Source organism: Pseudomonas sp. StFLB209, from assembly GCF_000829415.1.
Taxonomy (GTDB): Bacteria; Pseudomonadota; Gammaproteobacteria; order Pseudomonadales; family Pseudomonadaceae; genus Aquipseudomonas.
Genome location: NZ_AP014637.1, coordinates 5732989 through 5747666 on the forward strand (window position 1 = coordinate 5732989; position 14678 = coordinate 5747666).

The 14678-nt window shown below is 60.4% G+C and carries 12 protein-coding genes, 2 tRNA genes and 1 pseudogene; 6 read left to right on the forward strand and 9 right to left on the reverse strand.

Annotated elements, in window-relative coordinates:
• Positions 1-90: 90 nt before the first annotated feature.
• On the forward strand, positions 91-507 hold the full coding sequence (locus tag PSCI_RS25510; protein ID WP_045492363.1) for a carboxymuconolactone decarboxylase family protein: 417 nt from the start codon (positions 91-93) through the stop codon (positions 505-507).
• A 56-nt stretch (positions 508-563) separates the two neighbouring features.
• Here the strand turns inward: PSCI_RS25510 and PSCI_RS30330 are convergent, their stop codons facing one another.
• From PSCI_RS30330 to PSCI_RS25520, 4 genes and pseudogenes are all read right to left on the reverse strand, one after another.
• A complete protein-coding gene (locus PSCI_RS30330) occupies positions 564-1277 on the reverse strand; it encodes a methyl-accepting chemotaxis protein (protein ID WP_442965483.1) in 714 nt (237 codons plus the stop codon).
• A 144-nt stretch (positions 1278-1421) separates the two neighbouring features.
• Positions 1422-2423 (reverse strand): annotated as a pseudogene (locus PSCI_RS30335) (cache domain-containing protein); the annotation flags it as partial.
• Positions 2424-2557: 134 nt separating this feature from the next.
• Complete coding sequence (locus PSCI_RS29330; protein WP_144403337.1) at positions 2558-2809, reverse strand: hypothetical protein; 252 nt, start codon at positions 2807-2809, stop codon at positions 2558-2560.
• Between the two features lie 15 nt (positions 2810-2824).
• On the reverse strand, positions 2825-4405 hold the full coding sequence (locus tag PSCI_RS25520) for a phage tail sheath family protein (protein ID WP_045492367.1): 1581 nt from the start codon (positions 4403-4405) through the stop codon (positions 2825-2827).
• A 153-nt stretch (positions 4406-4558) separates the two neighbouring features.
• On the opposite strand from PSCI_RS25520, the gene PSCI_RS25525 reads away from it, so the two are divergent.
• Positions 4559-5311 (forward strand): hypothetical protein, encoded by a 753-nt coding sequence (locus tag PSCI_RS25525; protein ID WP_045492369.1) that lies wholly within the window; start codon positions 4559-4561, stop codon positions 5309-5311.
• Positions 5312-5465: 154 nt separating this feature from the next.
• Here PSCI_RS25525 and PSCI_RS25530 read toward each other — a convergent pair.
• Positions 5466-5541: transfer RNA gene (locus tag PSCI_RS25530), tRNA-Asn, on the reverse strand.
• Between the two features lie 173 nt (positions 5542-5714).
• Positions 5715-5790, reverse strand: a tRNA-Asn gene (locus PSCI_RS25535).
• Between the two features lie 162 nt (positions 5791-5952).
• Here PSCI_RS25535 and PSCI_RS25540 point away from each other — a divergent pair.
• The 3 genes from PSCI_RS25540 (at position 5953) to PSCI_RS25550 (ending at position 9414) form a co-directional block, all read left to right on the forward strand.
• Entirely contained in the window at positions 5953-7578 is a 1626-nt protein-coding gene (locus PSCI_RS25540) for an NADP-dependent glyceraldehyde-3-phosphate dehydrogenase (protein ID WP_045494956.1), read from the forward strand.
• Positions 7579-7775: 197 nt separating this feature from the next.
• The gene (locus tag PSCI_RS25545; protein WP_045492371.1) at positions 7776-8288 is read left to right on the forward strand and encodes a sigma-70 family RNA polymerase sigma factor; all 513 of its coding nucleotides are present in this window, start codon (positions 7776-7778) and stop codon (positions 8286-8288) included.
• Positions 8281-9414 carry a FecR family protein gene (locus PSCI_RS25550; RefSeq protein ID WP_052483531.1) on the forward strand — a complete coding sequence of 378 codons (1134 nt, stop codon included), beginning with the start codon at positions 8281-8283 and terminating at the stop codon, positions 9412-9414. Before PSCI_RS25545 ends, PSCI_RS25550 begins: the two co-directional genes overlap by 8 nt.
• Here PSCI_RS25550 and PSCI_RS25555 read toward each other — a convergent pair.
• Together PSCI_RS25555 and PSCI_RS25560 are read right to left on the reverse strand one after the other, a co-directional pair.
• Positions 9340-10857, reverse strand: a complete 1518-nt coding sequence (locus PSCI_RS25555; RefSeq protein ID WP_045492373.1) for an amino acid racemase — start codon at positions 10855-10857, stop codon at positions 9340-9342. The genes PSCI_RS25550 and PSCI_RS25555 overlap by 75 nt on opposite strands.
• Before the next feature lie 12 nt (positions 10858-10869).
• Positions 10870-12150 carry a dicarboxylate/amino acid:cation symporter gene (locus tag PSCI_RS25560; RefSeq protein ID WP_045492375.1) on the reverse strand — a complete coding sequence of 427 codons (1281 nt, stop codon included), beginning with the start codon at positions 12148-12150 and terminating at the stop codon, positions 10870-10872.
• Between the two features lie 209 nt (positions 12151-12359).
• Here PSCI_RS25560 and PSCI_RS25565 point away from each other — a divergent pair, with 209 nt between their 5' ends.
• Complete coding sequence (locus tag PSCI_RS25565; RefSeq protein WP_045492377.1) at positions 12360-13265, forward strand: LysR substrate-binding domain-containing protein; 906 nt, start codon at positions 12360-12362, stop codon at positions 13263-13265.
• Positions 13266-13376: 111 nt separating this feature from the next.
• Here the strand turns inward: PSCI_RS25565 and dctA are convergent, their stop codons facing one another.
• A complete protein-coding gene (gene dctA / locus PSCI_RS25570) occupies positions 13377-14678 on the reverse strand; it encodes a C4-dicarboxylate transporter DctA (protein ID WP_045494962.1) in 1302 nt (433 codons plus the stop codon).

Consider the following 14678-nt stretch of genomic DNA (forward strand, 5'->3'; position numbering starts at 1 on the left):
CGAAGAAGCGGCTAAAGTAGAGCCTGACGTCGCTGGTATACCAGCGACCGACCCACCGTGACCTGAAGCCGCCGAGAAGAGGACCGCACCATGCCGTTGCGCGATGAGTTCGATAACCCGCAATTCAAGAAAGGCCTGCAAGTACGCCGCGAAGTGCTCGGCGCTGAATATGTGGATCGCTCGGTCAATGAAGTTGAAGACTTCATGATCCCGATGCAGAAGATCACCACCGAATGGTGTTGGGGCGAGGTCTGGACCCGGCCGGGCCTTGAGCGCAAGACCCGCAGCATGCTCAACCTGGCCATGCTCACCGCCCTGAACCGCCCCAATGAAGTCCGCCTGCATGTGCTGGGCGCGCTGAACAACGGCGTCACCCCGGAGGAAATCCAGGAAATCCTCCTCCAGTCCTGCATCTATTGCGGCGTGCCTGCGGCGCTGGACAGCTTCAAGATCGCCCACGAAGTGGTGAAGAAGTTCCAGGCTGATCAGGCCAGCGAGCCGAAGTAACGGCTATGGCGCCGTTTACGCGCGGCGTCGCTCGCGCAGTGATTCAAGCCTAAGCGTCACACGTTGAAACGCCCCAACAACTGCCCCTGCTGCTGCACCTGCTCGACCATCATCGAGCACTGGCGCACCTGCTCTTCAGTACCGGCCGCCACTTCGTGGCTGAGGTCACGAATGTTGGTGGTGTTGCGGTTGATCTCTTCGGTGGTCGCGCTTTGCTCTTCGGCCGCCGTTGCGATCTGGGTGTTCATGTCGTTGATGCGCACAATCGCCTGACGGATTCGCACCAGCATCTGGTTGGCCGCACCGGCCTGTTCGGCGGTTCTGCTCGCGCTATCGCGGTTTTTTTGCATGCGTGACTCGGCTTGCTGCACGCCAGACTGCAACTGATCGATCATCTGGCGGATTTCCTCGGTCGATTGCTGGGTGCGCGACGCCAGGGTCCGCACCTCATCGGCCACCACGGCAAAACCACGTCCTGACTCACCGGCACGGGCGGCCTCAATCGCCGCGTTGAGCGCCAGCAGGTTGGTCTGCTCGGCGATGCTGGTAATGACCCCCAGAATCGACTCGATGTTGTCGCTGAACCGCGCCAGCTCCAGGATCGCCTGGCCGGTTTCCTCCATTTCGACCGCCAGATGTCGGATCGCCTCGGTTGAACGCTGCACCACGTGTTCGCCGCTTTCCGCTTCCTGGTTTGCCGCCATTGCCGCCTGCGCGGCGGCCTGAGCGTTGTGGGCCACGTCATCGGCGGTCGAGGACATTTCCTGCATCGCAGTGGCCAACTGATCGAGCTCCTGCAACTGACGCTGCAGGCGGCTATCGGCCTGGGTCGCTTCGCGAGAGGTTGCTGCGGTGCTCTCGCGCACTTGGCGCGACGAGCCCAGCACCTGACCGATCAAGCCTTGCAGGGTTTCGAGAAACAGGTTGAATTCCCGAGACACACTCGCCACTTCATCGTTGCCATGGGCAGGCAAGCGGCGGGTCAGGTCGCCCTCGCCGCTATTGACCTCTTTGATCGAACGTTGAAGCAGGTCAAGCGGCTTGAGCAGCTGCTTCATGAAGGTACTCAACAGCAGCAGGCTGATGATGACCCCCAGCACGGTGGCGATGATCGCCCACTTGCTCAGGTTGTCGGCCTCGGCCATGACGATCTTTTCATCAAGCACAACCCCGATGTACCAGTCAGCACTGCGCAGGTTGGCCAACGGGGTGAAGGCCACCAGCAGGTCCTTGCCATCAACCTGAACCTCCTGAAGTTTGCCGGTCAACGTCGGCTGCTGGCCGGCAAACAGTTCACTGTAGTTTTTGGCGTTGAGCTCTGTGTTGGGGTGCGAAATGATATTGCCGTTCTTGCTGAGCAAAAACGCGTAGCCCGCCCCGTTGAAGTCCAGGGTGTTGACCGCATCACTGATCGCCTTCAAACGAATGTCACCGCCCATCACCCCCAGGAACTGGCCTTTATCACGCAGCGGCACCACGGCGGAAATCAGGGTTTCCTGGGTCGTTGAATCCACATAGGGATCGCTCAGCACGGCTTTGTCGGCTGCCTTGCCGGTTGCATACCAGGGCCGTGTGCGACCATCCCAGTCGGCCTTGGGCTTCCAGGACGAAAGGTTGGAAATGGGTTTGCCATCACTTTGCAGCGCGCCGAAGATCATGATGAATTCATCGCTGAGCATCGGGCTGTGGATGACGCGTAATACATGCGCGGGGCTGTAATCGCTGTCGATGTTCTGCGCCACCAGATCGATGAGTTTGAGCTTGGCTCCCAGCCAGTTTTCAATCTGCCGGGCCAGCGCACCACTGGACTCGGCAATGCTGGCAGAGACCTGACGATCCAGCGAACTGCGCACCTGGGTGACCTGAGAAACCGATAACAGACCGGTGGTGAGAAACAATACAGCTGCAGCGGCCATGCTGACTTTATGGACGATTTTCAACGGCACACTCCCTTGACTAGCCGGACAACAAAATCTGTCGCGCAAGGTAATGGCGATTTGAAATCAGCACAATCCACTTACAAACAAACTTAATGCTCACAAACGGTACTTTACACTTTCGTTACATTATGACGCGCAACGAGTAGAGTGCCGTTGAAACGCAGCCAATAGCTGTTGGAACGCTCTGCGTCGCGGGTTACCGCGGCGCATGAGACGTTTGGAGGATGGACGCTGCGCGGCTGAGCCTGACAGTGCCGCGCATTGGCAGGACGAATGATCAGATTTTTGAAACAGGCGCTTGTTGTGACATTTTGTAAAATCCAGGCTGAAAATCTGCTCACCACGCTCAGCGATTCAACCATCCGGACACCTTTGAGTCAGCCGGATTTGGCCTGTTGCTGCTGGAAGCTGATGACCAGAAACTCTGTCGGATGCACGACTGCGACCTTCACGGATACGTTCAGATAGCCGTTGAGTAAATCGTCGGCGGTCATCGTGCTTCCCAAACCTACATCGACTTGAAATGCATCCGCTGGTGAGGCTCCTTGCAACCCGCCCTCCTGCCAGACCTGGGTCAGGAAACTGGTGATCATGGATTTCACTGCAGCCCAGGTGTTGGCATCGTTGGGCTGGAAAACATAGGACCTGACGGCCTGTTTTATCGATTGCTCCAGGAAAATCACCGTGCGCCGTACTGAAATGTAGCGCCAGTCTTGGCTGTTGCCGTCCAGCGTACGCGCGCCCCAGACCAGAATGCCCTGGCCGTTGAAAAAACGGATGGCGTTGATCGACTCGCCAGACACCGCGTCGATATTCAGATTGGCCTGCTGATCGTCCGTTAAGCAGATCGGCAGGTCGATGGCGCCCACGATCCCGACGTTGGCCGGCGCTTGCCACACTCCGTTGTTGTTATCGTTAACGGTGTAGACACCGGCCATCGCACCACTGGGCGGCAGCAGGTTGGCGCACGCCAGTACCTGAGTGACGATCTGGCTGTAGACCGCACTGGCACTGAGCAATGCGGCTTGCAACTGGCTATTGCTCATCGGGTTGGCCGGCGGATTTTGAATCATCTCCAACAGCTTGGCCGCCGCCGGATTGGGTGCCGAAGGCGGGTTGAGCAGCGCAGCCAACCGGCTGACATCACCACCGAACAGGTTGGTGAAGTCGATATCCGCCTGCTGCATGATGGTAGTGCCGATAAACGGATAGTAGGCCACGCCGTAGCTCAAGCCATTGCTGCCCGTATTATCGCGGAAGGTCTGGATGTCTTGTGTGTACAGAACCGGGTCCGGATTGGCACCGCCAATCACGTCGAACACACACACTGCCGTGCCCATCTGCTGAGCCTGCAACAGCATGCCTTGCATCAGCGTGCCGTTGTCGGCAACCGACAGCAGCGTGGCTTCAGGGCAGATGTACAGGGTCGGTTCCGGTTCGTTGCGCAATAAGGCCAGACCGCGTTGCAGATCAGTCAGTTGCACATTGGGATTGACCACCGCAGCGGCCGGGGCTGCCAGCGGCTTGTGGCTGGCAGGACCATAAGTGCCCACTGCCACGATGTAGGCATCGCCGCCACCATTCTGGTAGAACAGCTGCACACTGTTGTACAGGTAATAAAGGGTGTTGGGGTCAGGCAACACCGCATAACACTGGCCGTTGAGGGTCAGGGCGTCTGCGGGCGCGGGTTCCGACGGCTGCGGCACCAGATAGTACTGCGGGCTGTATTGCCGTGCCGGGTCCGCCGGTGGCGGCGGATTATCAAGCATGAACAACGCCTGAAACTCGGCGAACGAGGAAATCTTCTGCGCCTTGTTATAGAACGACTGGCCTTGATAGTCCGCCCGTGGCGTGTAACCGATGAACGCCGGCACCGCCGTGGCTACCGGCACCACAGAATTGGGGAAGGCGTTGACTTCATTGATGTACACGCCGGGTGTTGAATAGCTGCTAGCCATTGCTCGTCCTTGAAAGGTCATGGATGGAGTGGACGTATGGGCGGAGTCGGTACGTGTGACTGCACATCAACTACAGACTTGCACACCCTTAAACACAATTTGAATGCCTTCGCTGTTTTTGATATTACGACAATATCACTCAGGACGCTGCGCATGGATAACACGCAACAACGCTTGGCCAGTGCCTACCACGAAATACTCAAAGGGCTGCCACAGCACTGGCTTGATCGTAGCCGATCCCACGAAGCGCAATACGCCAAGCTTTCTGGCCTGTTCCTGCCGGGCACCTCGCCTGACTACCAATGCGCACCGCAAAAAATTCTGGTGGTCGGGCGTGAAACCCGCCGCTGGGACGTGCTTAAAGGCGAAGAAACATTCGAGAGCCTGGAAACGTATATCTGCAAAGCGATGGCTACCCAGCAAGACCACCTTGCCAGGTTCATAACCCGCCCCAGAGACCGGGGCGAAAGTTTTTTCAATCTGCTGCGCGATCAGGCCGACCAACATGGTTCTGCAGCTATCGCCTGGGCAAATCTGTTCTGCTTCGCCTGGAACAAGAAGTCTCCGGTGCGCTGGGAGCACTTCAAAAAACTGTTGGAAATTTCAGAGCAGTTGCTTAAAGCCCAAGTAAAGATCCTGCAGCCCGATATCATTATTTTCGCGAACGGCGCCAGCAGTGCAAAGTTTCGCCAAGGCTACTTTCCGCATAAGGGCGAATCGAGTGTATGCAGCGAGCTGGGCGATTTCTGCGACCAGGGAATCGCGCTTAATCAACTCTGGCGATTCAAGCTACAGCAGCGTATTCAATGCTATCGAATCCAGCATCCAAGCAGCATCAGCGCGGCTTCTCGCGCTGCGCGTCGTTTTTTGCTGGAGCAGTTACGCATCAGTACAGAAGGCAGATGAACGCTATCGGGCACCTTCAAGAACGTCAGCGAGGCAGTCAGCGCCAGACATCCAGACCAGCCCTGCGTGAATGCAGACATGAAGCGGTGAACGACAGAAACCTGCAAAAACGAAAAAGGGCGACTACCTCTCAGTAGTCGCCCTTCTCTTGGTCTGGCTCCACGACCTGGACTCGAACCAGGGACCCAGTGATTAACAGTCACTTGCTCTACCAACTGAGCTATCGCGGAATGGGTGCAATCATACTCCGCTCGTTTTACAAGTCAACACCCGGCCAGAAAAATTTCAGAAAAATCAGCAACTTCGCATCAAGGCCGTCAGACCTGTCTGCGCCGCTCACGCCCACAACGCGCTGAAACGAAAAAGGGCGATTGCCTCTCAGCAATCGCCCTTTTCTTTTATCTGGCTCCACGACCTGGACTCGAACCAGGGACCCAGTGATTAACAGTCACTTGCTCTACCAACTGAGCTATCGCGGAATGCGGGCTATCCTACTGATTTCAAAACGCAAGTCAACACGTCCCGAGAAAATTCCGGAAAAACTGCCAGCCAGCCCCAATCCGGGCTTCTTCCACTCAGCCAGCTGGCGTAGTGTGGCCTTGGCCCATCCCTTCCCAAACGATCACAGCGAGGTGAATGTCATGCCGCAGGATAGCCGTCTTCAATCCCTGTTCCCCACTGCCGAACAGATTCCGGAGGTCTGGCGTCCGGGCCCGGCCATTGAGCAGCGCGAGTATCTGGTCGATGGCATTCTGGAAACCTGGCCCGGCGTTCTGGCCCCGGTGCGCAGCCCGATTTCGGTGCACCGGGGCAACACGCTGGAGCCGGTGGTTCTCGGCAGCACCCCGCTGATGGATGCCGATACGGCGATGACCGCACTGAATGCCGCGGTGCGTGCCTATGACCGGGGTCAGGGCGCCTGGCCAACCATGCGGGTGGTCGAGCGGATCCAGCATGTAGAGCAGTTTCTCAAGCGCATGCGCGAGCAGCGTGAGCCGGTGGTACGGCTGCTGATGTGGGAAATCGGCAAGAATCTCAAAGACTCCGAGAAGGAGTTCGACCGTACCTGCGACTACATCACTGACACCATCAATGCCCTCAAGGAGCTCGACCGGCGTTCGAGCCGCTTCGAGCTGGAGCAGGACACGCTGGGCCAGATCCGCCGGGTACCGCTGGGCGTGACCCTGTGCATGGGGCCGTACAACTACCCGCTCAACGAAACCTTCACCACCCTGATTCCGGCGTTGATCATGGGCAATACCGTGGTGTTCAAACCGGCCAAGTTCGGTGTGCTGCTGATCCGCCCGTTGCTGGAGGCGTTCCGCGACAGCTTCCCGGCCGGGGTGATCAACGTGATCTACGGCCGTGGCCGGGAAACGGTCAGCGCCTTGATGGCCAGCGGCAAGGTCGATGTGTTTGCCTTTATCGGCACCAACAAAGCCGCCAGCGATTTGAAAAAACTGCACCCGCGCCCGCACCGCCTGCGCGCGGTGCTGGGGCTGGACGCCAAGAACCCCGGGATCGTGCTGCCGGATGTGGATCTGGATAACGCGGTCAACGAGTCGATTACAGGCTCCCTGTCATTCAATGGCCAGCGCTGCACGGCTCTGAAGATCCTGTTCGTGCATGAGGACGTGGTCGAGGCGTTTCTCGACAAGTTCCAGAGCAAACTGGCCCAGCTCAAGCCCGGCATGCCCTGGGAGCCAGGGGTTTCGCTGACGCCGTTGCCGGAGCCAGGCAAGACCGAGTATTTGCAAGGTCTGGTCGCCGATGCCGTGGCCCAGGGTGCGCGGGTCATTAACGAGGGCGGTGGCGAAGTAGTGGAGAATTTCTTCTACCCCGCCCTGCTCTACCCGGTGACCCCGGCCATGCGCGTCTATCACGAGGAGCAGTTCGGCCCGGTCGTGCCGGTGGTGGTCTACCGCGAGCTACAGACAGTGATCGACTACGTGCTGGACTCCGACTACGGCCAGCAGTTGAGCATTTTTGGCAACGACTCGGCGCAGGTCGGGCGGCTGGTGGATGCCTTTGCCAATCAGGTCGGGCGGATCAATATCAACGCCCAGTGCCAGCGCGGCCCTGACCAGTACCCGTTCAACGGGCGCAAGAACTCGGCCGAAGGCACGCTTTCGGTACACGATGCGTTGCGGGTGTTCTCGATCCGTACCTTGGTGGCGACCAAATTCCTGGAAAGTAACAAGGCACTGGTCAGTGACATCATCCGTAACCGCGAGTCGAGCTTTTTGACCACCGATTACATTTTCTGATGGCAGGGGTCGGCATCGGCATTGCAGTGCCTGTGCCGGCCCGCTCACCTGCAAGCAGGCTCTCACGGGCCCGATGAGGCCGGCTAAGAGCAGCGACGACACCCCCATAATTGATAATGATTATCGAAGACGGGTAGGATACGCCGCTCAAGGCAGGACATACCGCCACTTGCCCAGCGATCCGAGCACTCATCTTCGTGGATTCGTCCGCCAGCAAACTTGACCTCTACCTGACCCATCGCGCCGCGCTGGTCGATTACGCCGCGCCCATTGTCGGCTGCCGGGCGCGTGCCGAGGATGTGGTGCAGGAAGCCTGGCTGCGCTTCAATGCCCGGCAAACCGGCGATCTGGAGATCAACCATCCGTTAGGCTATCTGTATCGCATCGTGCGTAATCTGGCGCTGGATCAGACCCGCAGCCTGGCCACCGAACGGCGCCAGCCCGACGGTGATGCGCTGCTGGCCGACTTGCCAGCCAGCACCGCGTCGCCCGAGCAGCAGGTCGCCAGTCAGGATCAATTGCAGCGGCTGGCCAATGCGCTGTTGCAACTGCCTGAACGCACCCGCATCGCGTTCGAGATGCATCGGCTGGGCGGCTACACCTTGCAGCAGGTCGCCGCGGCGATGGGCATTTCAGTGGGCCTGGTCCATCAACTGGTTCATGACGCCTTGAGCCACTGCGCAACCCGTCTGGAACGTGGTCATGACTGAAGGCGCAGAAAAAAATCTGAAAAAAATCGCCGCGCATCCGTCCTTTGCCTGCCAGGGTCACTCTGTGCCACCCTCGCCCACCCCGCCCACCGCTGGAGCCATGCCGGATATGTCCCACGCCGAACCTCGCCAGGCCCGTCTGGATATCGCTCTGGACTGGCTGCTGCGTGTCCGTCAGGCACCCCAAGATGCCCATTTGCGTGCGCAATTTCGCCAGTGGCAGCAGGCCGATGCGCAAAACGCCGAAGCCGCGCGCAAGGCTGAGCAGGTGTGGCAGTTGACCGGGCAGATGCAGGCGAGCACCGCGCATTTGTGGCCAGCAGTGCCGCCTGCTGCCAGTGCTGCGCCCATAACGCCGCTCTCTATTACGCCTGCCGCCCCATTGCCAGCCCGCCCGCGGCGCCGGCGCACGCTCGCCTGGGCCGCCAGCGCGGCATTGGCCGCGTGCCTGACGGTGATGATTGCGCCTGAGCTCGGCACCCGTCTGCAAGCCGATTATCTGACCGCCCAGGGCGAGCGCCGCGAGGTGCAATTGCCTGATGGCAGCCTGGCGGTGCTGGATTCGGGCAGCGCCCTGGCGGTGGACTATTCGGGTGAGCGGCGGAGTATTCACTTGCTCAGCGGCCAGGCGTTTTTTCAGGTCAGGCCCGACCCCGGCAAGCCCTTCACGGTGCACGCCAAAGACCTGGACGTGACTGTGACCGGCACGGCGTTCAATGTCGATGTGGACGGTAAGCACATCGAAGTCGCGGTCCAGCACGGCTCGGTCAAGGTCCAGGAGCCTGGCTCGTCGCGCCTGCTCAGTGCCGGCCTGACCGTAGGCCAGCGGCTGGTGTTCGACCGTGACAAGCATCTGGCCCAACTCGACACCCTGCCCGCCGGCCGGATCGCCAGTTGGCGCAACGGTCAGTTGATTGCCGAAAACGCCCGGCTGGGCGATGTCGTCGAGCAACTGCGCCGCTACCTGCCGGGCAAGGTCTGGTTACGAGACCAAGGCTTGGCTGAACAACGCATCACCGGGGTTTACGACACCCGCAACCCGCACGCGGCGCTACGCGCCATGGCCCAGCCGCATGGTGCGCAATTGAGCCAATGGAGCCCCTGGCTGTTGGTGATCAGCCGCTAGTGCCACGCAGCGCTGGGCCAGCACCGTGGTCGGATCGACCAGCGCCACACTGACGCCGTCAATCAAGAAGTCATCAGCCTGGGGCAAAATCAGCGGCAGCTCAGTGCAACCCAGAATCAGCACCCGCGCGCCCTGCTGCACCAGATGCACGGCGGCCTGTAGCAACTGTTCGCGACACACACCCAGGGTGTAACCGGCCTTGACCCCGGCCGGTCCGTAGATGGCGTTCATCACCAGCGCCTGATGCGCCGGGTCGGGCAGCATCAGCGCCAGCCCCAGACGCTCGGCGGCGTCATGGTAGACGCGGCTCTGGACCGTCCCGGAGGTCGCCAGCAGTCCGACCTTGGCATCCAGCCCACAGGTGCGGCCGATATGCCCGACGGTCTCCTCCAGCATATTGATGATCGGCACCTGCAAGTGTTCCTGGATGCGCTGCACATAAGCATGGGCGGTGTTGCACGGAATCGCGATGGCCTGGGCGCCCTCTTCCTGCAGGCGTTTGCAGGTAGCATACATTGCCACCGTCGGGTCAGTGTCCTGATGCAGCAGGTTGGCGGTGCGGTCCGGAATCTGCGGATTCTGCTCCACGACCAGCTTGATGTGCTCCTGATCCTTGCCGGCCGGAGTATGCCGCACCACCTTGCCGATGAAGTCCACCGTGGCTGCCGGCCCGACGCCGCCGACAACCCCCAGCTTGAATGGCGCCTGGACTGAGACGGGTTCACTGCAAGCGGCAAAGTCGGCATACAACCGGTTGATGTCCAGCAGTTGCAGGCCGCGCTGCTGAAGTGCTTCGCTGAGCAACGACAGCTCGGTCATGCCCGGCAGCAATACCTGTGCGCCCTGCCCGACCAGCTCCAGGCCTGCCTGATACAGCAGTTCCTGGGCGCTACCGTCCAGCTGTCCGGCCTTGATGCCGTTGCGGCCATACACCGCCTCCATCAGCGCCGCCTGGCTCTGCACCGACGGATAGACAAGCACGTATTGCTCGCCCAGGAACCGCTCAAATAGCCCCGCAGCCCGTACGTAATCGGACGCCAATATCCCCAGGTGGCTGCCTGGGCTGAACTGGAGCGCCAGACACTGGCGCAGCGCATCGAACAGATTGATCACCGGAACCTCCAGTTCGGCAGTCAGCTCATCGAGAAAGGTATGGCTGGCGAAACAGGGCACCAATACTGCGTCAGCCCCCTGTTCGGCGAAGCGCTGGCAGGCCTGGAACACATACAGCTTGCGTGAGGTCATGCTGGCCCCGGCATCCAGCGTGCGCTTGAGGTCCTTGAACGGGCGCTGCTCGAACAACAGGTGATAACGGCCCTGATCGGCCAGCAGCGGCTGGCTCTTGAGCAGTTTGAAGAACAGGTCACCACCGGCCAGGGCACCCAGCCCGCCGATGATGCCCAGGGTGCGGTCCTTGCCGGCCGCCAGGTTCGCAGAAGTCATGATTACCCTCGATCAGGCACGGGCCGCGGCGGGTTGGGAGTCCGCTTGCGGTGGCGCTTGCAGGTCGCGGCGCTCTTCGAGTTTGGCGATCACCGCCGTGGCGATGCTATTGCCCACTACGTTGGTGGCGGTACGGCCCATGTCGAGAAACTGGTCGATGGCCAGAATCAACAGCAGGCCGGCTTCAGGCAGGTTGAACATCGGCAAGGTCGCCGCCACCACAACCACCGAAGCCCGCGCCACGCCGGCCATCCCTTTACTGGTGATCATCAGGGTCAGCAGGATCAATAACTGCTGGGTAAAGCTGAGGTCGATGTTGTAGGCCTGGGCGATGAACATGATGGCAAAGGCCTGATACATCATCGAACCATCAAGGTTGAACGAATAACCCAGCGGCAGCACGAAGCTCGATACCTTCTTGGACGCGCCGAATTTCTCCAGGGCATCAATGGTCTTCGGGTAGGCCGACTCGCTGCTCGCCGTCGAGAACGCCAGCAGCACCGGCTCGCGAATCAGCTTGCCGAGAGTCAGCACCGGCTTGCCCAGAAACACATACCCCACCGCGAACAGCGTCGCCCACAGAATCAGGATACCCAGGTAGAACTGGCCGATCAGCTTGCTGTAGTCCAGCAACAGGCCAATACCCTGGGTGGTCACCGCAGCCGCCAGAGCAGCGAACACACCCAGCGGCGCAAACAGCATCACGTAGTCGGTGATGCGGAACATCACCTTGGCCAGTTCATCCACCGCCTGACCAATGAACGAGTGACCCTGATTTTTCAGATAAGCCAGGCCCAGACCGAAGAAAATCGAGAACACCACGATCTGCAGGATTTCGTTGTTGGCCATGGCTTCGGCAATGCTGCGCGGGAACACATGGCTGATAAAGGTCTTGAGGCTGAAGTCACCGGCATTGACCACTGCACCGGCCTGGCTGACCTGCGCGACGGTCATGTTCAGGCCCGCGCCAGGCTGGAAAACGTTGACCAGCAGCATGCCCAGTGCCAGCGAGAACACCGAGGCGCTGACAAACCACAGCATCGAGCGCAGACCGATGCGGCCGACCGAGCCGGAACTGCCCAGGCTGCTGATGCCGCCCACCAGCGTGGCAAAGACCAGCGGTGCAATGATCATCTTGATCATGCGCAGAAAAATGTCAGTGACCAGGCTGAAGTAGCCGGCGATGCGTTTGGCGCTCTGCTCGTCTACCGCATAGCGGTTGCAGATCCAGCCCACGATGATGCCCAGCACAATGGCGACGGCGATGTATTTCGGCAGATTCTTGTTGTTCATAGGCCCCTCGGTCGATGGCGGCGGCCCGTAAGGACCGCCGGATTGGACACAGGCTAAGGGTGCCGGCAAGGCGAGTTGATGAGATCGCACCATAACTTGATGCAAAATCGGAATAGTTGGCCAATGGGCGCGAATCGGAGGCCATAATCGTCCAGCCTGTCGGCATAACGCTGCCTCCCATAAACGCTCCTGTACACAACGAGCCCACCATGCACACCAAATGGATCGACGATCTGCTGGCCGTGGCCGAGACCAAGAACTTCTCGCGGGCCGCCGACCAGCGCTGCATCACTCAATCGGCGTTGTCGCGGCGTATTCGTTCGCTGGAAGAATGGGTCGGCGTGGAACTGGTCGACCGCAGCACCTACCCGGTGCAGCTGACCCGCGCCGGGCGGACGTTCTGCGAGCAGGGCAAAGAAGCCCTGGCGCTGTTCATGGAGCTGCGCTCGGACCTGCGCCGTGGCGACCGCATGCCGGGGCGCTCGCTGCAGGTAGTGGCCGGGCATACCCTGGCGATGACCTTTGTGCCCAAATGGCTGGTCAATCATCGCCAGCAACAACCGGCGCTGAACGCACGGGTGTTGTCGGCCAACGTTCACGATGCGGTGATTGCCCTGGCCGAAGGGCATTGCGACCTGATGCTCGGTTACAGCCACCCGCAGGCACCGATCTTTCTCGACCCGGACAAATTCGTCGGCCTGCGCCTGGGCCATGACGCGCTGGTTCCGATCTGCAGCCCGGACCGCAGCGGCCAGCCGCTGCATGCCCTGCCAGGCTCGGCAGAGGCGCCGCTGCCCTATCTGGCCTACACCGCAACGTCGTTATTGGGCAGGGTCACCGATCTGATCCTGCGCAATGCCGCAACCCCGGCGGCGCTTGAGCGCTGCCATGAAGCCGACATGGCCATGCACCTGGCAAAGATGGTGCACGGCGGCTATGGCGTGGCCTGGTTGCCGGAATCGGCGGTGGCGGACGAGTTGGCCAACGGCACGCTGGTGCGCGCCGGCGACCAACGCTGGAGTACCGAACTGGAGATTCATGCGTTTCGCCGTATTGGCAACAGCAACCCGGCACTGCTGGAGTTGTGGCGTTCGCTTGAGCTGCCGCATTCGTAGGCTGAGCCGACTCCCAGCGTGTCTGCGTAGTGCTCAGCTATGTGAGCACGACGCAAATCCGCTGGGAGTGGCCGGCCGGCGCTCCGGTTGCTGACCAAGCTTTTAAGCTGACTACAAAGCGGCTTGCGGACTACGCCCCAGCACGCGGGTGTATTCAGCCCTGGCAGTGTCCTCGGCAAACTCGCCGGACCACTTGGCAACCACCACAGTGGCAACGCTGTTGCCGATGGTGTTGCAGGTGGCAATGGCCATGGACATGAAGCGGTACACACCAAACAGCAGCGCCAGGCCTTCGGCCGGCAACACCCCAATGGCGGTGACGGTGGCGGCGAACACCACGAAGCTGCCACCCGATACCGCCGCCGCGCCCTTGGAGGTCACCAGCATGATGGCGAGAATCCCCAGCTGCTGCTCCCAGCTCAGCGGCACGCCGTAAGCGTTGGCGATGAACAGCACGCACAGCGACATGTAGATCGAGGTGCCATCGAGGTTGAACGCATAGCCGGTGGGCAGCACCAGGCCGACGCTCTGCTTGGAGCAACCGAACTTCTCCAGCTTCTGCAACAGGCGTGGCAGCGCGCTCTCCGAAGACGCCGTGCCCAGCACGATGAACACCTCATCCTTGATGTACTTGAGAAAGCGCCACAGGCTAAAGCCTGACAACCGGCACACCGTGCCCAGCACCACGATAATGAAAAACGCCACACAGACGTAGAACATCAGCACCAGGTTGGCCAGTGACATCAGCACGGCGGTGCCGTTGCTGCCCACCGCATAGGCCACCGAACCGAACGCACCCAGCGGGGCGAACTTCATGATCAGGTTGATGAATTCAAAGAACGCTTCGGAAACCCGGTTCAGGCCATCCTCAATGACTTCCCGACGCTCTTGCTTCAGGGCCAGCAGGGCAAAGCCGAAGAAGATCGAGATCACCAGCACCTGCAGCAATTGCCCGCCGGCGAATGCGCCGACGAAATTGTCCGGGAAGATGCCGTAAATAAAGTCCATGGTCGAGGTCGGCGCATGGCCCTTGGCAACCGCTGCCGCGGAGGCAGCCGCGGCGGCGCTACTCGGATGCGCATCGTGCATGCCCGACCCGATCTGCAGCAGGTTGCCCCAGATCAGACCGATGGCCAGAGCGACGGTCGAGACGATCTCGAAGTAGAGCAGCGCACGCCAGCCGACCTTGCCAACGCGCTTGATGTCGCCGGCCGAAGCGATGCCATGCACCACGGTGAAAAACACCAGCGGGGCAACGGCGGTCTTGATCAGCTTGAGGAAAATGTCGCCAAGGATCTTGAACTTGGCTGCCAGTTCCGGTGCGATAAAGCCAAAGGCGATACCCAGGAACATGGCCGCGACGACCTGAAAGGTCAGGTCCTTGTACAGCGGTTTTTTCGCAGTTGCAGACAT